The following is a 22,996-nucleotide window of genomic DNA, read 5'->3' on the forward strand; positions in this document are numbered from 1 at the left end:
CGAAGGCTTACACATTAGACGATGGTGGTAGACGCAGTTACACGCAGAAGTAAGCATGCATGGACGCAGTCGTTGGAGTGGGATGATGAGCAACAGTGTTCTGAAGCGATTGGGTCTCGCGCTGGCGGTGGGTGCTTTGGTCCTAGTTCTTGCCTTCGTCGGCTTGGAAATGCGACGCGATTTTGAGCGCGTGCGCGCTTTGCGCCAGGAGACCGCCCATTCCTACCGGGCCCGGGAAGAACTTCAGACCGTCTTCTCCCTGATGCAGGACGCCGAGACGGGTCAGCGCGGTTACATCATAAGCGGCAATCCAGACTTTCTGACGCCGTATCAGACGGCGATCAGACGCCTGGATCGCGAGCTTCCCAGGTTGAGGACCGCTTACGCTAGCGACGCTGCGCAGAGCGCCAATATCAAGGACCTCGAAGACCGGATCGCCGACAAGTTGGCTGCGATCCGGGAAGCCCTGGACGCCCATGATCAGCGCGGTAGCGAAGCCGGCCTTGCCGTCGTCTCCAAGGGGGAAGGCAAGGCGGCGATGGATCGCATACGGGTCACTATCGATCGGATGACTGAGATCGACGCCCGGGCGCTGGCTGCCTTGACCCAACGGGTCGAGGCGCGTTCCCGCGCGACCGAGATGATGGTGACGAGCCTGTTCCTGTCGCTGATCGTAGTGGTGGCCGGGGCGACGCTATTGCTTGTGCGGTACGTCGCCACAAGACGGAAGTTGCTGGCGGAGGTTCGGGCCACGGCGGCGCGGCAAGAAGCGATTTTCGACAGCGCCATCGATGCGATACTCACACTGAACCCCAGCGGCACCATCGAGACGATGAATGCGGCCGCGGCGCGGATGTTCGGTTGGTCGGCTGAGATGCTGGGGCGGCGAGATGTGTCGGTTTTGTTGGAAACGGCCGACCGAGACGACGCTGGTCTGATGGCGCGGATTCGGGCCGGCGGGGCGGACGCGACCGGTGGGCTGGTACAGGAAATGATCGGGCGTCGGCGAAGCGGCGAGGGCTTTCCGGTCGATGTCGCGTTCAGCCCCCTTGCGCTGCCGGCCGGCGTACATCTGGTCGCGGTGGTGCGGGACATCACGGATCGACGGCGGGTGGAGGAGTTGAAGAAGCAGTTCGTCTCGACCGTCAGCCACGAGTTAAGGACGCCTTTGACCTCCATCGCGGGTTCCCTCGGCCTTTTAGCGGGCGGGGCAGCCGGCGTTCTGTCTGAGCGCGCCAGTCGTTTGATCGGCATCGCCCATTCCAACAGTCTGAGGCTCGTGCGCTTGATTAACGACATTCTGGACGTGGAGAAGCTGGAGTCGGGTCAAATCAATCTGCAGCTTCAGCCGCTGGATCTGCGCGATGTCGCCGTACGGTCGCTAGACGCGGTACGCGGTTATGCTGACGAACTGGGCGTGTCGCTGGAGTTGGCCGACGGCCCATCGGCTCCGGTCTTGGGGGACGGGGATCGCCTGGTTCAGGTGGTGGTCAATCTCCTGTCAAATGCCGCGAAATTCTCGCCATCCAATGGCACGGTCGAGGTTGTTGTGATCCCAGAGGCGCGCATCGTGCGTCTGAGCGTGCGGGATTATGGTCCTGGCGTACCCGAGGCATTCCGCGCGCGGATCTTTACCAAATTCGCCCAGGCGGACGGGTCGGATACGCGCCAGAAGGGAGGAACAGGCCTCGGCCTGGCGATCGCCAAGGAAATTGCCGAACGGCATGGTGGGCGGTTGTGGTTCGAGTCGGCACCTGGGGACGGAGCTACCTTCCATCTCGACCTGCCGATGACGCTCGATAACAGCATGGCGCAGACGAGCGACGGACCTCGCCTCCTTATCGTGGAGGACGATCCCGACGCGGCGGAGGTGTTGCGCATCATGTTGGCGCAGGATGGATTCGATGCGGTGATCGCAACCAGCGCGACAGCAGCATTGGAAGCCGTTGAAAGCGAAACCTTCGCCGCCATCCTGGTGGATCTTCAGCTTCCGGACACGGACGGCATCGGCCTTATCCGAGCGTTGCGGGAACGGCCCGAGACTCTGGAAACTCCCGTGGTCGTCGTCTCGGCCGATGTGGCGCGAGGACGGGCCCGGGGAAGATCGCTTGAGGTCATCGACTGGCTGGAGAAACCTTTCGATCAAGGTCGACTGCGCGCCGCTATCTCGGCGGTGCTCGAACGATTGGGTCGCCGGGCGCCGATCATCCTGCACGTCGACGACGACCCCGACATTCTGCAGGTCACCGCCGAGACCTTGAGCGGCATCGCTGCGATCACCAGCGCTGTCAGCCTGTCGCAGGCGCGGCAAGTTCTGACGCAGATGAAGCCAGATTTGGTAATCCTCGACCTCGGTTTGCCGGATGGGTCCGGGCTGGAGTTGTTGCCCGAACTCGGGTCAGGGAGGTCGGGCGTCCCGGTCGTTGTCTATTCCGCTCAGGACATGGATGGCGCGTTGAGCGAACGGGTCGAGGCCGTTCTGGTCAAGTCATCAGCGTCGCTGGCCGATCTGGCGCACACGGTCCGGCGGCTGACGTTTACGCCGCAAGATCACTGAGAGGAGAGCCCATGACCCTGACCGTGATGCACGTGGACGACGAGCCGGACATCCGCGAGGTGGCGGCAATCGCCTTGGAGCTCGATGCCGATCTGACCCTTACGAGCGTGGCGTCGGGGGCCGAGGCGCTGACACGGCTCTCGGAGGGCGCACGCCCGGACTTGATCCTGCTGGACGTGATGATGCCGGGCATGGATGGCCCTCGTGTTCTTGCACGACTTCGTGAGATGGAGGGCCTGGCGACGACGCCCGTCATCTTCATGACCGCGAGGGCGCAAAGTGATGAAGTCGAGCGTCTCAAGGCACTGGGTGCCATCGGAGTGCTAGTCAAGCCGTTCGATCCCATGACGCTGGCCCGTCAGTTGCGCGACATCCTTTCGGCTGATGCGGCATGACGAGCGATCCCCTTGCCAACTTGCGTATCGAGTTTCGGCAGAGGGCGGCGCGGGATCGGGCAGCCTTGATTCAAAGCCTTGCAGCGGGCGACATCGGCCAGGTCGAGTGGATCGCGCATGGTCTGGCAGGATCGGCCGGAATGTTCGGCTTCTCTGATTTGGCCGAGGCGGCGCTAGCGATCGATGAGGCCTTTGCCGCAGGGCGGAGACTGGACGCTGAAGAGGCGGATCGGTTGGTCGCGAGGCTTGAGGCCTTGGACTGATCTATTCGTAATCAACGCTGAGCGGCAGGGCGGCGATCGGCTCTGTTGCGCCCGCTGCGGGACGCAGACGGCCCGAGACGCGCAGCAGGTCGCGACCCTCGAAATCCATGCGAGAAGTGCGGCTGGAAGAGATGTCGCCCGTATTTTCGCTCCAGATCCGCAGGCCTTCGACCAAGGCGACGCCTTCGACGGACGTCAGAGTGTCGGGCACGCGGATGCGATAGACCCGCCCCGGATCGCCCGTCACGCTGATCACGGCGGGGGCGTTGGGCTGGATGTCGGCGCGCATGGACAAGGTGGCGACAGGATCGTCCGGCGACAGCTGGATCGGTCGAACGGAGGCGATGCTGAGGCTTCGCTCGACGCTGAGCGTCGCGCGGGCCGGCTCCTGGGCGAGGACTGGAAAAGCGCAGGCAAGAAGCAGGGCGGTGAGCGACAGCGCGCGCGGGATCATCATGTCACCAGTTGAACCGTGACGATGTAATCGAAGGCGTACGATCCGCTTGCAGGGTTGGCGGCCAGCACCACGTCCATGCCGAGACGCAGGGTCGCCGTGCTCAGCAGCCCGATCGGATTCAGGTCGAACGTCAGGCTGGCTGCGTCCGCTGGCGGCGATCCGGTTCTGTAGGTCGCTCCGCTCAGCGAGCCGACGCGCAGACGAGAAATGGAGGCAGGGCCGCTGCCCGTCACGGGCGTGATGGTGACGCGAATGTAGCGAACGGCGCACAGGCCTGACAGGTTCAGCAGGCCGCAATTGATCGACAGGGTTGGCGTCGTCACCGAGCTGGACGACAGTCGAATGGCGTTTCCGCTGGTCCGGGTCACGACGCCGGCTGTGGAAATGCTGAAGGTGGTCGCCGACGTGCCGCGAATAGTGGTGCCCAAGGTCGGCGCGGTCGCGGGAGAGCGCGTCACCGAAGCGTCGGCGATGGCTTGCCGAGGCGCGGCGAACACCAGACTGGTCGCGATCAAGATAGAAAGAGCGAACCGGTTCATTGCTGCGCCTCGCCAGTGATGCGGACCACCACGCGTCCGGCGTCAACGAAACCGCCGTGCGGCGGAACGATCACCCGAACACCCTCGATCAGCGACACGCCTAAGGCCTGCGCCTGGGCGGCGTCGAGACGAAGATCGTAGGCGCCGGGACGCAGGCTTTCGACGAACAATACTCCGGCATGATCGCTGCGGCCTGGAACGGGGGCGCCGCCGGCCTGCGGAACGAGCTCGATGGCCAAGGCGGCAAGAGGGCGGGGTGCGGCGGACCCGCGCGCCAGCAGGGCAAGCAACTGCACCTCGGCGCTGCGCTGCATCGGATAGTCGATCTGCGCCGTCTGGCCGGGGCGCGGAACGATCTGGATGTCGGTCGGGCCGCCCAACAGGAACGGATCGTCGACGCCCTCGGTCGTCAGCCGCACACGCGCCGTCGGCACGTCGCCCAGGCCGGTGGCGTAGACACGCCCATCGGCGTCGGTCGTCACGCCCCCAGCATTCGTATCGGCGACCACGCCGGGCACGCCGGCTTCGTCGATCTGACGCCTGCCGTCGCCGTTCTCGTCCACCCAGGCGTTGATGACGACCGACCCGCCGCCTGCCACGCCCGGTCGGGTGATCCGGTAGCGTTCGCGGCCGGGGTCGTAGCCGAAGCCGAAGCCTAGCTGCAGACCGATGCGCCAGTCCTGATGCCGCGTCTCATAGGCGACGTTCAGGGCCAGATCGAACCTGGGCGCCCGCCACAGGTGAGAGGCCTGGACGGCGGTCGAGGCCTGGGGCCCGAGGGCGCGAATGGCGCCAAAACGCAAGGCGGCGGTCGGGCTCAACTGCCAATCGGCGGTGACGTAGGCGGTCTCGAGGCTGGGGTTCGGCGATACCTCATAGGTCAGGCCCGCGCGCGTTTGCAGCCGCGCCGAGATCAGGGTGTTCACATCGAATCCGCCCAGCCAGCGGCGCCGCTCGAGCACGCTGACATTTTCGGCTTCGTAGGCGACGTTGGCCGAGGCGTAGTAGCGACCGAAGGGGGCGGAGGCGCGCAGTTCGGCGGTGGTCAGGTTGACACCGTCGACGCGGCTGAGACGGCGCGCATTCAACGAGATCGGCACGATCAGGCCGCCGGGCGCCGTCCACTGTCCATCGGCGCGAAAGTCGGTGGCGCGCGAGAGGGGCGCCTGGTCCAGCACGCCGAGCTGGCGCGTCTCGTCGATGAAGCCGGCGCCGTACTCGGAATGCCGACCTAACAAGGACACGCCATGGGCGCGGGTCGCCATGCCGACGGAAACGCCCCGGCCGCCTTGGTCGTCCAGGGCGGCGTCGATCTGGGCGGCGATGGGGCCGAGCGAGCTGCGAACGCCGGCGGTCGTCAGGGTGCGGCTGTCGCGGCCGGTCGGATCGTAGCGACCGGCGCCGGCGCTGAGCGTGAGACCGGACGTCAAACCGTAGTCGAGCGTGGCGACCAGACGCAGCGATCCGACCTCGGGCCCGCCCAAGCGCTCGCCGACGTCAAAGACGGTCATCCCTTGTTCGATGGCGCTGAAGCGCATGACGAATCGACCCGGCTCGATCTGGCCCGAGCCGAAGTTGATGCGGCGCACGACCTCGCGAATCTGACCCTGGGATCCATAGAAGACCAGGCGAATGGTGTTGAGGCCAAAGGCCAGCGGGACGTCCAGAAACTCGTAGCGTCCCTGAACCGCCGAGGTCTGCGAGCGCTGCAGCACCTCGTTGACGTACAGTTCGACCTCTTCGCCCAAGGCCAGTTCGCCTCGAAGGTTCAAAGGGGTGGCGAGGTCGAGATTTTCCAACGGCGCCGACGAATAATAGACGCCGCGTCCAGCGACGCCCGATGCGCCGATGGGCATGGAAGGCGAGAACACATCCCCCAGGCTGGCGCGAGTGCCGCCCAATGGTCCGAGGGCGCGGCCATACGGATCCTTGCGGGTCAGGGCAACGCGAATATTGCTGATCGCGCCGTCGTCGTCGGAGCCGACATAGCCCTCGAACCCGGCGTAGAGGAGGTCCCCGGCCACCCGCACGTCGTAGCGTCCGGCGTTGTCCTGACCGTCGCGCGTGATCTGACCGCCGATGTTGACATCGAAGGCCGGAGGGCTCGCGATCCGATAGGGGGTCGGCTGGCGCACGACGCCGTCGTCAGTGTCCATAGCGCCGGAGGCGGCTTGACGCCGGGCGCGTTCGGCGCGCTGCTCGAACGGCAGGGCGCGCGTCGTGGTGACCGTCAGTTTCTGGGCGCTGGGGTCGGCCTTCAGTTTCACAGGCAACAGCTGTTCGATCAGATCGACGCGCACATAGAGATCGTCGTCGTAGATCGCCGACTGATCGACGGCGAACCGGATCGTGCGCCCGGCGACGACCGCCTCGCGCGTCGTCAAATCGACCGTGATGCGATTTGTAGGGTCCAGCACCCAGCCTTCGGCCCGGCGCTGCGCCGGAAAGACGCCGACGGCGAGATCGAGTACGCGCGCGAACTCGCCCAACGGCAAGAACACGCCGGAACGGGACGCATAGACGTTCATGGAGTCGGTCAGGGCCACGCCGCCGGCGTCCACCTGCATCCACAGCAGATCGTCGGCGCTGAACGGCTGAGGATCGGCCGCAATGACCAGATTGCGGACCAGATTGTCCTGCGCCGCGGCGCTCCAGGCGATGCCCGAGGTGGCCAGGGCCATCAGAGCCGCGCCTGTGGAGCGCGCCGCCATCACGGGGCGATCAGCGTCGTCGTCGCCAGCACCTCGCCCTTTGCCGCATCGTCGTCGCGATAGACAATGGCCAGGCTCTGGCCGGCCGTGATGCCATCGGGCAGGGCGACGACGACAGTGCGACGCGCGACCTCGGGATAGACGGCCACGCCGCGAACGGCGGTCAGAGGACGGCGGCCCGCGGCGTCCTCCACGAAGACCTCCACGTCGCCATAGACGGAACTAGCGCCGTTACGGACCAGATCGAGCGAGAGCAGGGTCTGATCGCCGTCCTTCTTGACCGCCACGCGATCGATAGCCGCGCGCGCATCGACCGGGCCGTCGCGGACGATGACCGGTATGCTGACGCTGAACAAAGCCACGACCTGCAGGGTCACGTCGCCGCCGCCGGCCGCCGCCTGATCGACGGTGAAGCCGGCGTTCTCGGGCGGCAGGGCGGTGACGGTCAGATGGCTGCGGTGTTCGCCTTCGGCACCGGGACGGGCGCGTACCCGGATGGCCTGGCTTTCACGCGGTTGAAGCGTGATGCGGCGGGGCGTGTACTGGACGAGATCAAGCGCGGAATCGACCGTCGCATCGGGCCGATCTGCGGCGGCGACGATCTGGCCGTCCGCCGTCATCACCCGGTCGACCATTTCGACGGAATAGGTCGCAGGTTGGTCGCCCTGATTGAACACATAGACTGTGGCGCTGCGCTCGCCGGGCCCGAACACCACGCGCTTGGGCGAGATGTTCAGGTCGGCCCCAACCTGGGCGATGACCGGATCGGCGATGGCCAGGAAGGCGATGACCGGCAAAAGGTATCGAACCATCTTCACTCCGATCCCGCGCAACTGCGGCACGAAAGGACCATGGTCCTTCAAGCCTTCCGCTTCGTTAAGCGTCGACGGCGTTTCGTGGTCGACCTGGAGCGGATACATGGCCCTAGTTGTACGCCGCCGAGACGGTGAAGGTGCCGGTGTAGGCGCCCGTTGCCGTGGTGGAGGCGACGGGGACCGAGCCGCCGACGCTGAAGGCGAGCGAACCGGCCGATCCCAGAGCATTGGACAGGGTCTGGCTGGCGGCCGAACCCGTCAGGCTGTTCGAGGTCGTCACCGTCAGGGTGTCCGTGCCATTGGCCATCGAGAAGGTCGCGGGGATGGTTACCGACACCGACTGTCCGCCTTCACCGGCGACCGAGAAGGCCGCGGCGGCGGGCGTATCGCCCGAGTTCAGGCCGACAACGCCGCCCGTGACCGACCGGGCGCCGGCGGAGCTGACCACGACCGTGCCCGAACCCGTGCCGGGACGAACGACAGTGCCGAACTTCAGGTCGGCGGTCTTAGTGATGGTCAGGGGGCGGATCACGGTGATCGATCCCGACCCTGTGGTCGATGCGGATTGGGCCAGCGCGGGCGAGGCGATGGCGGTCAGGACGAGGGCGGCGGCGGCGATCAGCGACTTGTTCATCATCAGCTCCAACTGCGAGGCGGCGCCGGACAGGCGTCGTTGTTGGAGCGCCAAATCAGCCCGATCTGCAGCGGAGTCCACAAGCCCGACGTGCAAAACGGCTCAAACATAACCAAAGTTATAGCGCTGATGCGATTTTCCTTAGCAAGCTTTGCATACTGGCCTGAGTTGTATGGGAAACGCCTCATTAAGGTGTCCTAGGCAATCCTTACATGAGGCGAGACAACTTAAGGCTTAGCTTTGGAGGCGCTGGAGCGATGCGCTGGACTGTTCTTATCGTCGATGATCACCCCCTGGTGGGCCAAGCGTTGGAGCTGTCCATCCGATCGGCCTATGCGCACCTGGATGTCGCCCGCGTCTTGTCCGCTGCGGAGGCCGAGGCCTGCGCCAGACAGTTGGGCAGCCGGATCAAACTGGTAATGCTGGATCTGATCCTGCCCGACGCGACCGGGTTTGACGCCTTGCTTCGGCTACAACAGCTCCTGCCGGACGCCGATTTCGCTATGGTGTCGGCGCGCATCGACGCCCACTCGGTCGCCATGGCTCGCGCTTTCGGCGTCAAGGCCTATTTGTCCAAGGCCGCCCCAGTCGAGACCCTGGTCAATGCCGTTGGCGACATCATGCGCGGCGAGGAACGATTTCCCCACGCAACGCCGCCCGATCCAGTCGCCGTTGATTTCCATCGCCGCGTCGCGCGTCTCTCGGCAGCTCAGTTACGCGTGCTTCGCGCCCTCGCCGAGGGCAAGCTCAACAAGGAAATCGCAGGGGACATGAATCTGACTGAAGGCACTGTGAAGCAGCATGTCTCCGCCATTTTCAAAAAGCTTGAGGTCAACAATCGGAGCCAGGCCGTTCTCGCGTCCGCACCTTTTCTCCGGAATACTGGTTGAGGATACTGACAGCGACGGTGCGACAATCGCCTACACGCGCTTTGAAGATCACGGCGCCCCACTCAAAACACTGGACTAGCCGAAGGTCTTATTCTGGCCGCGAGGGCAATGCCCGCTCATGGCGCGTTTGAGCCTCTGAGCGGCTAGCCTGCCGTGACGTGCGTCAGCTTATCTGGATTGCGGACGATGTAGATCGCGCGGATCCGTCCTTCCACAAGATCCAACGCGGTCGTCTGGAGGCGCCCGTCCGGGTTGTAGCTGATGTAGCCGGGCAGGCCGTCGATGCTGGCGGTGCGGACCATGGTCGGTCGCTGTTCCGGATTGCTTGAAACATGGCTGAACAGCCGGAGGACGTTGTCGATGCCGCGCACGATGTTGCGGAACGCCGACACCTTGCCGCCGCCGTCAGCGTGGATCTCGACATCCCGAGCGAGGAGCCCCGCCAAGCTCGCCGTGTCGCCGCCGTGCGCGGCCTCGAAGAAGGCGCGCGCGATCCGGTCAGCTTCCGCGGCGCCGAGCGAATAGCGGCTGCGCTCGGTCTTCACGTTTCTGCGGGCGCGGGACGCCAGCTGCCGGACCGCGGCCGGCTCGCGATCAAGCGTGGTGGCGACGTCCTTGAGCGGCACCTCGAAGATGTCGTGCAGGAGGAAGGCCGCGCGTTCGAGCGGTGACAGACGCTCCATGGCCAGCATAAGGGTCACCGTGACGTCGTCAGCGATCGTCTCTATCGGATCGAGCGCCGCCACCAAGGGGTCGGGGAGCCAGGGTCCGACGTAGGTCTCTCGCCGCGCCCGGGCTGATTTCAGGCGGTCGAGGCAAAGGCGGGAGATGATGCGCGTGAGATAGGCAGCGGGCGCGTCGACACTCAGGCTGACGCCTGTCCACCGGAGCCAGCCATCCTGGACGACATCTTCGCCCTCGCTGAGCGAGCCGAGCATCCGGTACGCGAGACGAAGCAGACGCGGGCGTTCCGCTTCGAAGATTTCGGTTTTCGAGTCCGTCGGCGTCATCGCGCAGCGTTCCTGGTGGTTGTCGAACGATGACGATCGAACGGCCGGCGGTGTGACATGTCCGCCGTGAGGACGTCCGGATGTCACATGCCGCCGGGCTGCCTCGTCAAGTCGTCACCGCGCCGATGGACGGCGCAGACAATGGAGACCTTCCCATGACGACGTTGACCCGCCTGACCTGGCACTCTGTGGCCCCGGAGGGCGCGAAGGCGCTCTACGGCGTCCATCACTACCTTATGACTGGGACCAACCTTCCGGAAGAGTTGATCCACCTCGTGGTCCTGCGGGTGTCGCAGATCAATGGCTGCGCTCACTGTATCGACCTCCACACCCGGGATCTTCTGAAGACGATGCCGATCGACAAGGTCGCCCTGGTGCCTGTTTGGGAAGAAGTTCCGCATCTTTTCACCGCGACGTACCGGGCGGCGCTCGCCTGGGCTGAGGAAGTCACCCGCGTGAGCGAGACACACGCGTCGGACGAGGCCTATGCCGCGGCCAGCGCAGCGTTCGAGGCGAAGGATTTGGTGGATCTCACCATCGCGATCGCCGCAATGAATGCGTTCAATCGGCTCGGCGCACCCTTCCGCTTGCCGGTGAAGGCACAACCCTGATCACGTTGGCGGCGCCTCCGGCGGGGGCGCCGCGACCTTCGGAAGTCCGAAATCCGGCTCCGGGCCAATGTCTGCTTCTGGCGCATCTCAGACACTTTCGTCCTACAGCAGCTTTTGCCTTATGGCGGAAGCTCGCACTGTCAGCTCTACGACTGTACACTGCACCATAGCGTCAGCCTGAGCTTCACTTAGTCTTCGCTTGGTCAGCCACACCGCGTGGAGCAAATAGGCACCCGCGCGCACACGCCTTGATCGTGAGGGCGGTGGTCGGGCGGATATCTGGGGCAGGACCGCAGCTGGGCGGCCAGTACCGCACCCGCACCAGCATGCCGTGCGTGGCACCTGTTTTGTCGTAAAATTGCTTAAGGCTGTAAGCGCCATCCTCACAACGCCAGGCACTGCGCATAGTCATCTCTTCAACGTGCACCACCTCCCGAATGCCGCGTTTTGACGGAAACGCGGCTGCCGCACATCGTGACCCATGGGGAACTGGAATTGGCTCAAGGCGGTGGGAAATCAGAACAAGAACGCGTTCGCTGGTTGGGGCGGGAAATCCTGCCCCACGAACAGGACGTTCGTGCTTGGCTGCAGCGACCTCGAAATCCACTTACCGCGGTTCCGCCGCGTTTTTGCCTGAAATGACCGGTCGGAAGTACAAAAGTGGGCGCAACTCTCCGCCAGCATTTTGGGTTGGGCCACGATAAAACCGACACCCGCCGACAACAATCTTACCGCCGAAGGCCTGAAGTCTTGGTCGATCGTCCAGAATCCCCAAACGAACGACAGCAAGCGTTTGAGAATGCCGGCGTCACGGAAATCGTATCGGGACCGAAGGCGACGGCGTTGCGTATCGCAGCGGCGCGTCGGCCCGGCATGGAAGCGTCCTTTCCGTTGCGCGATGATCGACGCTGGTCCGAGGATCGCATGATCGTCGACGCCGCCAACGATCAACCGCACGACACGGCTTTCATCGAGAAGCTTCTGACCGAATTGGCGGCGGCCTGAGGGCAGGGCGGGTTTGAGCCGGTTTCAACGTCTGGAGTCTGTTTTGTTGGGAGCAATTCCGTCGCTGGCGCGCTGATCGACGACCGCCGACCGATCACGGCGGAGCCTCGCGTCTTCGCTTTCTAAAAAGCCCCTGCATGCTCACAGACACCCGCCTTACTGTCGTCTTCCTTCATTCCCTGGGCTCGAGCCGCCACGATTGGGACGCGGTGATCGACCGGCTTGCCGATGAGGTGGTGACCGTCGCGATCGATCTTCCAGGGTTCGGGGACAGGGCGGGGGAAGGCTATGGCGATGTCCAAGCCGTGCTCGACGACCTGAGCCGCCGCCTTACCGATCTTCATCTCCCCCGCTGGATCCTTGTCGGCCACAGCATGGGCGGCAAGTTTGCGACCTTGATCGCCGCGCGGGCACGTGACGGGGCGGCGGGTCTGAGCGGGTTGCTGGGCGTGGTGCTGGTCGCCGGATCGCCACCCTCGTCGGAGCCGATGGACGAGAGCAGGCGTGCGGATATGCTGACCTGGTTCGACGATCCGACCAGGATCGAGGATCGGGGACGCCAGTTCATCGACGCCAATACCGCCGCCGGTCTGCCGCAGGCCGCCTTCGATCGGGCCCTGGCCGATTTCACTCGATCCAGCCCAGAAGCCTGGCGCGGATGGCTGGCCGAAGGATCGCGCGAGGACTGGTCCGATCAGGCCGGCGTCCTACCTTTCCCCGCCCTGATCATCGCCGGCGCAGAGGATGGCGATTTGGGTGAGGCAGCGCAGCGGCGTGTCAACGCCCCCCACTACCGCGTGGCCGATGTGGTGGTCGTGCCGGATGCGGCGCACCTGATCCCTCAGGAACAGCCGGATCGTCTCTCGGGCCTGGTTCTAAAGTTCGTCGAGAAAGTCGGTTCATCCGCGCTGCCTCGACGCTTCGTGGGTCTGGTGGCGTCCGATCGCGTGTCGGATCGCACAAGACGCGCAATACTGGATCGTCATTTCGGTCCGGCGCCAGCTGACGGCGGCGTCCTGGACCCGACCCAGCGCGCCGTGCTGTCGGCGATGATCGCGCGCATTCTGTCTGATGCAGGCGATCCGGATGATCTGACGCGGCGTCTGGATGTGGGGCTCGGCAGCGGACAGGGCGACGGGTGGCGGTTCGCCGATCTTCCCTCGGACGCCGAGGCCTGGCGACGCGGGCTGGATGAGATCGCCGCCATGGCGCCGGAGTTCGCAACTCTGACGCCTAAGCGCCAGGACGACATCCTGCGCACCATCTCACAGGGCGAATGGCCTGAGCCGGGCCGGCTTTCGGCGGACGCCATGAGGCTGTGGTTCGAGGACGTCGTGTCCGAAGCCGCGCGCCTGTGGATGTCGCTGCCGGCGACTTGGGCCCAGATCGGTTACGACGGCTTCGCCACGGGCGGCGAAGGCCGGTTTCAGGGCTACGATCAGACGGCGGCGGACCACACCGAACCTTGGCGTCTGCCGATGGAGGGCGTGGGTTGAGCGCGCCTGCAAGGACGGCCGGCGAAACCGATGTCGTCATCATCGGCAGCGGGGCCGGCGGGGCTCCGATCGCGGCCAGGTTGGCGAATGCTGGTCTGTCGGTCACGGTGTTGGAGGCAGGGCGGGCTTTCGATCCGGCGGAGCATACGCCCGACGAAACGACGGCCGATCTCTATTGGATGGAGGAGCGCCTGAGCGGAGGGCGCGACCCGACCGCCTTTGGGGCCAACAACTCCGGCCAGGGCGTCGGCGGCTCGCTGCTGCACTGGGGCGCCTTCTGCCCACGACCCGATCCCCGTGATCTGACGCTGGCCTCGGAGACGGGACGCGGGCGGGACTGGCCGTTCGGCTGGGACGAACTGAAATCCTATGTCGAGACCGTAGAGACGGTGATCGGGGTTTCAGGCCCGGCCGACTATCCGTGGGGCGGGCGACAGTTCGCCTATCCGCCTGTCCCGCGCAACGCCCCGGCGGATGCGATGGCCCGTGGCGCGACGGCCGTCGGGCTGACCGTCACGGACGCGCCGGCGGCCGTGCTGTCCCGCGATCGCGAGGCGGGGGCGACGCCCCACCGCATGGCCTGCGTCAACTGCGGCGCCTGCCACCAGGGATGCAGAACCGGCGCCAAGGGCGGCGCGGACAACAGCTTTCTGCCGATGGCCGCAGCCAATGGCGCCACGATCATCGCCAACGCGCGGGCGATAGGCGTGGAGCGTGGCGCCAGCGGTCGGATCAAGTCGGTGATCTATCGTCGCGACGGGCAGGATCATCGACTGAACTGTCGAGCGCTGTTCCTCTGCGCGGGCGGTGTCGAGACGTCGCGTCTGCTGCTGAACTGGGGATTAGGCAACTCCGGCGGCGAGGTCGGCCGCAACTTCATGACTCATGTGGCGACGCAAGTATGGGGCCGGTTCGACGCCGACATGTCGATGAACCGCGGCTATCCGTCTTCCCTGATCAGCGAAGAGATGGTGCGTCCGTCGGACGCGAACTTCGCCGGCGGCTATCTAATTCAAAGCCTTGGCGTCATGCCGGTCACCCTGGCGGGTGGGTTCGCGCGCGGCGCGGGCCTATGGGGCGCGCCGCTGGTCGATACGCTACGCAACTATCGCCGGCTCGCCGGGATCGGCATCAATGGAGAGTGTCTGCCGAACGACGACAACCGCCTGACCCTGTCCGATGAGGTCGACGCCGTCGGGCTGCGCAAGGCGCGGATCGACTTCAGCTATGGCGAGAACGAGCGGCGTCTGGACGCCCATGCCCGGCGCGTGATGACGGAGCTTTGGACGGCAGCGGGCGCCGAGGACATCTTCGCGGTGGCCCGGTCGGCGCACACCATCGGCGGCTGCCGGATGGGAGACAAGGCGGACGGGGCGGTCGTCGAAGCCGACGGGTGCAGCGTCGAGATCGACAATCTGTACGTTTGCGACAACTCCGTCTTCCCCAGCGCGCTTTCGGCCAACCCGGCCTTGACCCTCATGGCCGTCGCCCTGCGCACGGCCGATCGCTTCCTCGAACGTCAACGAACAGGAGATTTGTGATGGACCTCGGGATCAAGGGGCGGATCGCCCTCATTTCCGGCGCCGATTCCGGCATGGGCAAGGAGACGGCGCGGCTGCTGCTGGAATCCGGCGTAAGGGTCGCCTTGACCGACAAGCCTGACGGCACGCTGGATGAAGCCGTCCAGGAGCTTTCCGCCTTGGGCGAATGCATCGGCGTGACCGGCGACGTGACCAAGGCCGACGATGTCGAACGCCTGTGGGCGGAGGTCCGAGACCGCATGGGCGATCCGGATATCTATGTGAACGCAGCGGGCGTGACCGGCGCGACCGGCGATTTCCTGGATGTCGATGACGCCGGTTGGCTGGAGACGCTCGACATCAATCTGATGGGCGCGGTGCGGATGTGCCGCCAGGCCATTCCGGCCATGCGGCGTTCGGGCTGGGGCCGCATCGTCCTGTTCGCTTCGGAAGATGCGGTGCAGCCCTACGTCGATGAACTGGCCTATTGCGCCTCGAAGGCCGGCATTCTCAGCCTGGCGAAGGGTCTGTCCAAGGCCTACGGCTGCGACAATGTGCTGGTGAACACGGTCTCGCCCGCCTTCATTGCCACCCCGATGACCGACGCCATGATGAAGAAGCGTGCCGAGGAACGCGGCGAAACCTTCGAGGAGGCGATCAAGAGCTTCCTGAAGGAAGAGCGGCCCGGCATGACGTTGGATCGCAGGGGCAAGCCGGAGGAGGTCGCAGCGGCCGTCGCCTTCCTGTGTTCGGATCGCGCCAGCTTCATCAACGGCGCGGGCATCCGGGTGGATTCCGGCTCCGTCGCCACCATCGCCGGCTAGTCGCCCGGCAGAACGAGAGAGACCGGCGGCGGGATGATCCCGCCGCCGGTTTTGTCTTGTCAGGCGACGCCCATGCCGCCGGTGACGCCGAAGACTTCGCCCGTGATGTAGCTGCCTTCTTGAGAGGCCAGCAGCACATAGACCGGGGCGATCTCGACGGGCTGGCCCGGACGACCCAGCGGCACCTGCTCGCCGAACTTCATCACGGCTTCCTGCGGCTGTCCGCCAGACGACTGCAGCGGCGTCCAGAAGGGGCCGGGCGCCACGACATTGGCGCGTATGCCCTTTTCGATCAGCTGCTTGGACAGGGCCTTCGTATAGGCGACGATCCCGGCCTTGGTGGTGGCGTAGTCCAGCAGGATGGCGGAAGGCTCATAGGCCTGGATCGAGGCGGTGGTGATGACCGAGGCGCCAGCCGGCAGATGCGGGACGGCCGCCTGGGCGATCCAGTGCATGGCGTAGAGGTTGGTCTTCAACGTCTTGTCGAAGTCTTCCGACGTCACCTGCGAGATGTCCTCGCGATATTGTTGGCGGCCGGCGTTGATGACCAGGATGTCCAGTCCGCCCAGCTCAGACACGGCCTGTTCGACCATCTGCCGGCACCAGTTTTCATCGGTGATGTCGCCGGGCAGATCGATGGCCTTGCGCCCTTCAGCCTCGATCAGCGCGATGACTTCGGCGGCGTCCTTGCGCTCGGACGGCAGATAGGAGAGCGCCACGTCGGCGCCTTCCCGGGCGTAGGCGATGGCGGCCGCGCGGCCGATGCCGCTGTCGGCGCCGGTGATCAGGGCCTTGCGTCCTTTCAGCTTGCCGGAACCCTGATAGCTGTCCTCGCCATGATCGGGCTTGGGGTCCATCTCGCGCGCTTCGCCCGGTACGGGTTGGGGTTGGCGCGGGAAGGGCGGCTTTGGATATTGCTCGCGCGGATCCTGAAGGGTCAGGCGATCAGTCATGGAACGTCTCCGTTTCGGGCTGGGGGGAAGAGGTCTGCGCCTTGCCGACGGCGGTCAGGGCGGTCAGATGCGCGAGGTGGCTCAGCCCCTGCGGCATGTTGCCGAGGTAGGCGCCGGTGTCCGGGTCGATCATCTCGGTCAGCATGCCCCAGCGGCCGCTGAGGGCTTCGCGCAGGGCGTCGATGCGGGCGCGCGCCTTGTCCGGTTCGCCTAGCGTCGCCCAGGCTTCGGCGATCCAGAAGGAACAGGCGATGAAGCAGCCTTCCTCGGCCTGCATGCCGGAATAGCGATAGTGGAAGACGCCGGCGCCGAGGTGGCGGTCCAGCGCGTCAAGGGTTGCGCGCAGCCGCGCTTCGCCATCGAACCGGAACCGCACGGCCAGGGCCAGGGCGGCGTCCAGCTTGTCGCTGCCCGGATACATCACGAACGCCTGAAGGTTTTCGGACCAGCAATGCGCCTCGACCCAGTCGGCAATCCGGTCGCGCTCGCGCCGCCAGCGATCCCGGCATGTCGTCGGCAGTTGTCCCGCGTCCGCCAGTTCGACCGCGCGGGCCAAGGCCTGCCAGCAGCTTATCTTGGACATGGTGTAGTGCTGCTGATCCTCCAGCTCCCACATGCCCGCGTCCGTCTGTCGCCAGGCGTCGGCGCACTGGTCCGCCAGTTCGGACAACTGCTGGGCGCTGGCGCTGTCGAGGATGTTGCCGCAGCCGACGAAGCGCGAGGCGGTCTCAAAGATGTCGCCGAATACGCCGTGCTGGGCCTGGTCGGCGGCGCGATTACCCGTGACGACCGGACGCGAGCCTTTATAGCCCGGCATGTCCCAGTGCGTTTCCGGCGGCACGAGTGCGCCGTCCAGGCTGTAGCAGACCTTGGCGCCATGGCGCTTCAGCTGCATCAGCAGCCAGTTGAAAGCGGCCTTGGCCTCCGCCTGCGCGCCGGCCGCCAAAAAGGCTTCGATCGTATAGCCGGCGTCGCGCAGCCAGGCGTAGCGATAGTCCCAGTTCTTGTCGCCGCCCAGACGCTCGGGCAGGGACGTCGTGGCCGCCGCGGCGATGGCGCCCGACGGGGAGTACAGCAGCAACTTCAACGCCAGGGCGCTGCGGATGAAGTCGTCGCGATACAGGCCGGGGCAGTTCAGGCGCGCCGCCCAGTCCCGCCATTCCTGATCCGACAGGTCGATGCGGGCGTCGATCTCTTCGATGGACGGCACGACCAGCGGCTCGTCCCGTCCGGCGACGATGGCCACCGTGCGCCGCTCGCCTGGGCCGACAACGATGGTTCCGACAATGCCCTCGTCGGACCATTCGCATGAGATGCGCGGATCGTGGACGAACAGGCCGAGCACCCGCTCGACATGGAAGACCGTGTGTTCGCCGATCTTCGAATGATACGGATTGGCCGTGTCGCCCCGACGCCCCGGACGCATGTCCAGGGTGAAGGTCACTTCGCCCTCCAGGCCATCGATACGGCGGGCCAGTTCACACCAGGGCAAACGACCGGCCGTGCCGCTGTTCAGGCTCTCGGTCAGGCGCGCGCGTCCGCTGGCGGTGGCGAACTCCGTCTCCAGCACATTGCTGTCGGGGCGATAGCGGCGGGTCGCCGTGAAGGCCTCGGTCGGCGTGATCGAAAACCGGCCGCCTGCCGGATCCAGCAGTCGGTCGAAAAGGGGCGGCGCGTCGATCGCCGGCACGCACCACCAGTCAATGCCGCCATCCAAAGCCGACAGAGCCACCGTCCGGCCCTCGCCCAGAACGCCATAGTCTTCGAGGGCGACGTATCCGTCGGGACGGAGCGCTTGCGACGAGCGCGCCGGATGGGGCGTGAAGGTCGTCTCGGTCATCGTTTGCACGATCCGATCGCAAAGCCAGCCGTTACGGCAAGGCCGGCAAGGACGCCGACCGCCGCGACCTTGAGCGCCGCAAGCTGGTGGCTGGACACGAAACCGATCCAGGGTCTGATCACCCGTTCGGTGTCCGGGCCGTCGATCGCCGCCGGGCCTTCTTCCGGGCGGTCGAGATTGCCCAGGCGGGGCAGTTGGGGGTCGCCCTGTTGTGCCGCGATCATCTTGGCGGCCTGGCGATCCGCCAGCGCCGGTGCGAACTGTTGCGCCAGCGCCATCAGCCATGTCGTGCGACCCACGAAGACCTTGCGGCTGGGCCGCTGCACGGCCGACCAGACGGCTTCTGCACACAGGCGAGGATCGAACAGGGGATCTGGAATGACCTGCGCCCGGTCTGTCCGGTTGCGTGACCACAAGGGCTGGGGCGTGTTGACGGCCGGCAGATAGATGGTGGTCAGGGTGACGTTGGAGGCTGCGGCGATCAGTTCGGCCCGAATGGCCTCGGTGAACCCGTCGACGGCCGCCTTGGCGCCGCAGTAGGCGGCCTGCAGCGGGGCAGGGCGCAGCGCCAATCCCGAGGAAATTTGGATCACCACGCCTTTGTCCGCCGGCCGCATGACCCGAAGCGCCGCGCGCGTTCCGTAGACCTGAGACAGATAGGTCGTCTCGACGACGCGGCGGTAATCGGCGTCGGTCAGATCTTCATCGCGCCCGATGACCGTGGACATGGCGTTGTTGACCCAGACATCGATGCCGCCGAAAGCGTCCATGACATCGCGGCCCGCCTGCTCGACGAAGGCCGGATCGGACACATCACCCGCCATGCCGATCACTCGGTCGCCCGAACGATTCAGCTGTTCGACGGCGTTGAAAAGCCGCTCAGCCTGTCTGGCGATAACCACGACCTGCCATCCGGCTTGGGCGAACCTATCGGCGATTGCGAGACCGATGCCGGCGCTGGCGCCTGTGACGACGATGACCGGCATGGCGATCCTTCTGATCTCGATTGCGGAATGACGATCGCGGTTGCGGCCGAACGGGGAGGCTCTGACAACGACACGTCCGGAGGAAGGTTGCCGATCGGAAGATCGGTGCTGCTACCCTAAACCGCCGTTGGGGCTATCAGCTGGACTGCCTCCGGCGACGACGTACCTAACCCGCCGGAACTCTAAACCGCAGACGCCGCCCACCTCTGTGTGGCGATGACCCGTGGCTCCAAGGGCCTGGTGATCTGCTCGTCAACACTGGTGATCGCGCCATCTAGCTGACTTGGGCAGGGATGGCACTTCAGGCTGGTATGGGTCGGTTGCCAGCCAGATGGGCAGCACGGATGAAAGTCCGGTTTCGGGCTAGACGCCAATATCTCCTTCTGGCGCATTCGCGACGGAGCGAAATGACGGATTTCGAGGCCTTCGGTTAGGCGGGGACAGCAATCATGCCAAATATACTACCAAGGCCAGTGCATGCTCCCGCACCCAAAACACCAAAAAGCCCCACCGCCAAAAGCCGTGGGGCTTTCTGACGTCTGGCGGTCAACACCGAGCCGCAAACCTCGAGATCCGGCAAAACCAACTACGGCGCCCACTTTAACTTCAGGCCGATCGTGCGAGGCCGTAAAGACGTGATGGACTGGGTGTCGGAAAGGCGGAAAGGGTCGCTGTAGGCCAAGGTGTTGGCTTCGGTGTCGAAGAGAGTGTCCACGAAGACGATCGCTGTCCATCCCGCCGTTCCGACACCGAAGGCGCGCCTTCCCGTGGCGTAATCGCCCATTCGATAATGCTGGCGGCCGCCGAAGGTCAGGCGCGAAGCGCCGACGTAGAAAGGGCCGCCGTCGATTAGAAGATCCAAACGCTCGCCCAGCGAAAGACGCCAACTGAAACCCACAGTCGCCGAGACCCAAGGCGCTCCTGGCAAACTCGCGTCTCGGCGGGAATCAAACCTCGCGCTGGGCGAGGTGATACGTGGGTCGGCGACAAGCCCGTTGGCCAATAGCTCAAGCATCTCAGAGGGACGATGAGCAGACGCGGCTTAGCAGGAACTCGGCACGCTGCTGCCGCGCGACTAGATCCCGCCGCTTCGCATGACGACGACCGCGATCAGCGTCAGAAAGACGACGGCTGCGGCCGCTATGGCGAGGGCTGTGATGCGAAAGGCGCCGCGTGTCGGCTTGTCGGGTCGGTCTTCGTAGCCGATAGGGACTTTGCGGGGTTCTTTGTCAGTCATAGGCGATCAACGCACGGAGGGGGTTCGCGTTCGCCGACGCGTGTGAGCTTTCGGCGGAGCCTTGGCTGCGCCGAAAGCTCAAGGTTCGTCAGAAGCGGTAGGCGACGCCGACCCGAAGGTTGCGGCCGGGCAGAGGGGCGATGTCCTTGAGGAAGGACACGTGTTCGCGGGCTTCCTCGTCCGTCAAATTCCGCGCCTCGGCGAACAGGGTGACGTTCTGCTGGGCGAAGGGGCGAACCGCCACTGACGCATTGACCAGGGTGTAGTCGTCGGTCGGCAGTTCGAATTCGTTGGCGATGCGGTCCTGTTCGCCGACGTGACGGACCTCGGCGCTGGCGTCGAACCTGGTCGAGGTCCAGGCCAGACGTCCGGTCACGGAGTAGGGCGGGATCCGCGCGGCAGGACCGAAGTCCGTCTGGGCGTGGACATAGTCGGCCGCGCCTTCCAGCGACAGTTTGCGATCGCCGTCCTGCCAAAGCGCATAGGCGCCTTCCAGCTCGAAGCCATAGAACTTCGCGTCGGTCTGGACGAACCGATAGATGGGGAAGAACTCGTCCTCTTCCTCGAAATAGAACTGGTCGCCCGTCGGCCGTTCGTCGATGAAGCCGTTATACCAGGAGTGATAGACGTGCAGATCGCCGGTGAATCGGCCGCGGTCATAGTGGGCGGTCCCCTCCAGCGTCGTCACCTTCTCGGAGTTCAGCGTCAGGTCGCCGGTCTCGTAGGCGGCGGTGGCGATGTGGACGCCGTCGGCGAACAACTCGACCTCGCTGGGCGCGCGTTCATTGTGGGCTAGGCTAAGGCCCAGGAACAGGCCGGCGGTCGGGCGGATGAAGGCGGCGGCGGACGCCGACCAGTTGTCGAACTCGCGCGTGACTTCGCTGGCGCCGCCGATGGGCGTGCCGCTGAGTTCGCGCCGGTCATAGCGCAGGCCGCCCTCGAAGCCATGGTTGCCGAGGTCCAGACGCTGCACCGTATAGAGGCCCAGTTCGTCGATCTTGACGGAGGGCACGAAGGCCTCCTCGCCGATGGCCTCGAAGTTGCGCGATAAGGCCTGGACGCCGACGGCGCCGTTCCAGCCGTTGCGTTCGCGCTGGACAAGGTCCGCACGGCCTTCCCAGCCGTCGGAGTTGAAGATGGTGCCCGGCTCGCCCACGGCCTCGAACTCGGTGTGGGTGTAGTCGGCATGGCCGTAGGAGCCGCGCAGGGCCGAGAAGGGCCCGCTGTCGAAACGGTATTCGCCGCGCGCGTCCCACCGCTTCTGGTTCAGCTTGATGAAGACCGACTCCTCGGCGACCGTGCCGTATTCGCTGTCGGTGTTCTTGTAGGAAACGCCGGCGAAGCCCTTGTCGCCGATGTAGGAACCGCCGACGCCCCAGGCTTCCAGATCGGTATAGCTGTTAGGCTGGGTTCCGGTGTCGTCGCGCGCAAGGCCTTCGGCGGCGGCGCGCCTGGCGGAAATGGCCGGGGCCGGGATTTCGTAGTCGTCGGTCTTGCGCTTCACCCCATCGACGTTGAAGGCGAAGTTTCCACCGCCGACGGTCACGCGACCGAAGGCGCTGCGGCCGTCATCGACGCTGGAAGCCTGGGTGGAGACCACGCCGGACACGCCGCCCTCGGGGATTTCGGTGGGGATGCGATCGTCCAGAACATTGACCACGCCGCCGATAGCCGAGCCGCCATAGACCAGCGTCGCGGGCCCGCGAATGATCTCGATACGATTGGCCTCGGCCGGATCGGTGGCCACGGCGTGGTCGGGCGAGACAGAGCTCGCGTCGATCAGGCCGATACCGTTGGTCAACACCTGGACGCGCGGCCCGCTAAGGCCGCGAATGACGGGTCGGCTGGCGCCGGGCGCGAAGTCGGTCGAACGAATGCCCGGACGCCCGCTCAGCATGTCGCCGAGCGAGGCCGCCGGCGCCGTGGCCAGGGTCTGTTCGTCCACGACGTCCGTCGCGATTACCGAGGCCCGCTGGCTGATGCCATAGGGCGCGCCCGTGACGATGATATCGCCCAACTCCGCCGGGGCTTGCGGAGCGGACTGCGCGGCGGCGGCGCCTGCCAGAATCGTGGAGCCTGCGGCCGCCATGAGCAGGGATCGCGAGACGCTTGAGGGACGCATGGAAAAACTCTCAGCCTGGGGAGGAAGTGACTTGTTACGAGATAACGTCACATAGGCTTTGCGCAATCAAGAACCCGACGACGATTTTGTGTCGGGCGTGTCTCTAGGGGCGCCGCCGGCAGGAGAAGAGT

The 22,996-nt window shown here is 65.4% G+C and carries 21 protein-coding genes; 9 read left to right on the forward strand and 12 right to left on the reverse strand.

The genetic code is table 11. From position 1 onward, the window contains the following. Nucleotides 1-82: 82 nt before the first annotated feature. The 3 genes from AC3WRC_RS10610 to AC3WRC_RS10620 are packed head-to-tail and all read left to right on the forward strand — an operon-like array spanning nucleotide 83 to nucleotide 3,215. Nucleotides 83-2,557 carry a response regulator gene (locus tag AC3WRC_RS10610; protein WP_492303827.1) on the forward strand — a complete coding sequence of 825 codons (2,475 nt, stop codon included), beginning with the start codon at nucleotides 83-85 and terminating at the stop codon, nucleotides 2,555-2,557. An 11-nt stretch (nucleotides 2,558-2,568) separates the two neighbouring features. Next, nucleotides 2,569-2,952 carry a response regulator gene (locus AC3WRC_RS10615; protein ID WP_091752138.1) on the forward strand — a complete coding sequence of 128 codons (384 nt, stop codon included), beginning with the start codon at nucleotides 2,569-2,571 and terminating at the stop codon, nucleotides 2,950-2,952. Continuing rightward, nucleotides 2,949-3,215, forward strand: a complete 267-nt coding sequence (locus AC3WRC_RS10620; protein ID WP_492303828.1) for an Hpt domain-containing protein — start codon at nucleotides 2,949-2,951, stop codon at nucleotides 3,213-3,215. Before AC3WRC_RS10615 ends, AC3WRC_RS10620 begins: the two co-directional genes overlap by 4 nt. A 1-nt stretch (nucleotide 3,216) precedes the next feature. Here AC3WRC_RS10620 and AC3WRC_RS10625 read toward each other — a convergent pair whose 3' ends face one another. The 5 genes from AC3WRC_RS10625 to AC3WRC_RS10645 all read right to left on the reverse strand — a co-directional run bounded on the left by AC3WRC_RS10625 (nucleotide 3,217) and on the right by AC3WRC_RS10645 (nucleotide 8,425). After that, nucleotides 3,217-3,672: a DUF4402 domain-containing protein gene (locus tag AC3WRC_RS10625; protein ID WP_091752135.1), complete on the reverse strand. Its 456-nt coding sequence runs from the start codon at nucleotides 3,670-3,672 to the stop codon at nucleotides 3,217-3,219. Then, a complete protein-coding gene (locus AC3WRC_RS10630; RefSeq protein WP_055753705.1) occupies nucleotides 3,669-4,211 on the reverse strand; it encodes a hypothetical protein in 543 nt (180 codons plus the stop codon). Before AC3WRC_RS10630 ends, AC3WRC_RS10625 begins: the two co-directional genes overlap by 4 nt. After that, the gene (locus AC3WRC_RS10635) at nucleotides 4,208-6,892 is read right to left on the reverse strand and encodes a hypothetical protein (protein WP_492303829.1); all 2,685 of its coding nucleotides are present in this window, start codon (nucleotides 6,890-6,892) and stop codon (nucleotides 4,208-4,210) included. Before AC3WRC_RS10635 ends, AC3WRC_RS10630 begins: the two co-directional genes overlap by 4 nt. A gap of 29 nt (nucleotides 6,893-6,921) precedes the next feature. After that, nucleotides 6,922-7,734, reverse strand: coding sequence for a fimbrial biogenesis chaperone (locus AC3WRC_RS10640; RefSeq protein WP_082465054.1), 813 nt, complete (start codon nucleotides 7,732-7,734; stop codon nucleotides 6,922-6,924). 112 nt (nucleotides 7,735-7,846) lie between these two features. Next, on the reverse strand, nucleotides 7,847-8,425 hold the full coding sequence (locus AC3WRC_RS10645) for a DUF4402 domain-containing protein (RefSeq protein WP_255366675.1): 579 nt from the start codon (nucleotides 8,423-8,425) through the stop codon (nucleotides 7,847-7,849). A gap of 203 nt (nucleotides 8,426-8,628) precedes the next feature. Here AC3WRC_RS10645 and AC3WRC_RS10650 point away from each other — a divergent pair, with 203 nt between their 5' ends. Next, nucleotides 8,629-9,261: a response regulator transcription factor gene (locus AC3WRC_RS10650; protein WP_055753702.1), complete on the forward strand. Its 633-nt coding sequence runs from the start codon at nucleotides 8,629-8,631 to the stop codon at nucleotides 9,259-9,261. A 143-nt stretch (nucleotides 9,262-9,404) separates the two neighbouring features. On the opposite strand, the gene AC3WRC_RS10655 is transcribed toward AC3WRC_RS10650, so the two are convergent. Next, nucleotides 9,405-10,271, reverse strand: a complete 867-nt coding sequence (locus AC3WRC_RS10655; RefSeq protein ID WP_284876688.1) for a sigma-70 family RNA polymerase sigma factor — start codon at nucleotides 10,269-10,271, stop codon at nucleotides 9,405-9,407. 80 nt (nucleotides 10,272-10,351) lie between these two features. On the opposite strand from AC3WRC_RS10655, the gene AC3WRC_RS10660 reads away from it, so the two are divergent. The 5 genes from AC3WRC_RS10660 to AC3WRC_RS10680 all read left to right on the forward strand — a co-directional run bounded on the left by AC3WRC_RS10660 (nucleotide 10,352) and on the right by AC3WRC_RS10680 (nucleotide 15,727). Further along, nucleotides 10,352-10,882, forward strand: a complete 531-nt coding sequence (locus AC3WRC_RS10660) for a carboxymuconolactone decarboxylase family protein (RefSeq protein WP_492303830.1) — start codon at nucleotides 10,352-10,354, stop codon at nucleotides 10,880-10,882. A 750-nt stretch (nucleotides 10,883-11,632) separates the two neighbouring features. After that, entirely contained in the window at nucleotides 11,633-11,887 is a 255-nt protein-coding gene (locus AC3WRC_RS10665; protein ID WP_199060705.1) for a hypothetical protein, read from the forward strand. A gap of 137 nt (nucleotides 11,888-12,024) precedes the next feature. Further along, entirely contained in the window at nucleotides 12,025-13,383 is a 1,359-nt protein-coding gene (locus tag AC3WRC_RS10670; RefSeq protein WP_199060704.1) for an alpha/beta hydrolase, read from the forward strand. Further along, complete coding sequence (locus AC3WRC_RS10675; protein WP_492303831.1) at nucleotides 13,380-14,924, forward strand: GMC family oxidoreductase; 1,545 nt, start codon at nucleotides 13,380-13,382, stop codon at nucleotides 14,922-14,924. The genes AC3WRC_RS10670 and AC3WRC_RS10675 overlap by 4 nt, the downstream gene beginning before the upstream one ends. Next, complete coding sequence (locus AC3WRC_RS10680; RefSeq protein WP_091745755.1) at nucleotides 14,924-15,727, forward strand: SDR family NAD(P)-dependent oxidoreductase; 804 nt, start codon at nucleotides 14,924-14,926, stop codon at nucleotides 15,725-15,727. Before AC3WRC_RS10675 ends, AC3WRC_RS10680 begins: the two co-directional genes overlap by 1 nt. Before the next feature lie 59 nt (nucleotides 15,728-15,786). Here AC3WRC_RS10680 and AC3WRC_RS10685 read toward each other — a convergent pair whose 3' ends face one another. From AC3WRC_RS10685 to AC3WRC_RS10710, 6 genes are all read right to left on the reverse strand, one after another. Continuing rightward, nucleotides 15,787-16,680 carry an SDR family oxidoreductase gene (locus AC3WRC_RS10685; protein WP_091745758.1) on the reverse strand — a complete coding sequence of 298 codons (894 nt, stop codon included), beginning with the start codon at nucleotides 16,678-16,680 and terminating at the stop codon, nucleotides 15,787-15,789. After that, a complete protein-coding gene (locus AC3WRC_RS10690; protein WP_492304043.1) occupies nucleotides 16,673-18,520 on the reverse strand; it encodes a glycoside hydrolase family 15 protein in 1,848 nt (615 codons plus the stop codon). Before AC3WRC_RS10690 ends, AC3WRC_RS10685 begins: the two co-directional genes overlap by 8 nt. After that, nucleotides 18,517-19,506, reverse strand: coding sequence for an SDR family oxidoreductase (locus AC3WRC_RS10695; RefSeq protein ID WP_492303832.1), 990 nt, complete (start codon nucleotides 19,504-19,506; stop codon nucleotides 18,517-18,519). The genes AC3WRC_RS10690 and AC3WRC_RS10695 overlap by 4 nt, the downstream gene beginning before the upstream one ends. Nucleotides 19,507-20,092: 586 nt before the next feature. Continuing rightward, on the reverse strand, nucleotides 20,093-20,404 hold the full coding sequence (locus AC3WRC_RS10700) for a hypothetical protein (protein ID WP_492303833.1): 312 nt from the start codon (nucleotides 20,402-20,404) through the stop codon (nucleotides 20,093-20,095). A gap of 177 nt (nucleotides 20,405-20,581) precedes the next feature. Beyond that, nucleotides 20,582-20,743, reverse strand: a complete 162-nt coding sequence (locus AC3WRC_RS10705; protein ID WP_153923917.1) for a hypothetical protein — start codon at nucleotides 20,741-20,743, stop codon at nucleotides 20,582-20,584. 88 nt (nucleotides 20,744-20,831) lie between these two features. Further along, entirely contained in the window at nucleotides 20,832-22,865 is a 2,034-nt protein-coding gene (locus AC3WRC_RS10710) for a TonB-dependent receptor (RefSeq protein WP_492303834.1), read from the reverse strand. Between the last annotated feature and the right edge of the window lie 131 nt (nucleotides 22,866-22,996).

This window comes from Brevundimonas sp. EU05-FHT14B07 (genome assembly GCF_058790795.1).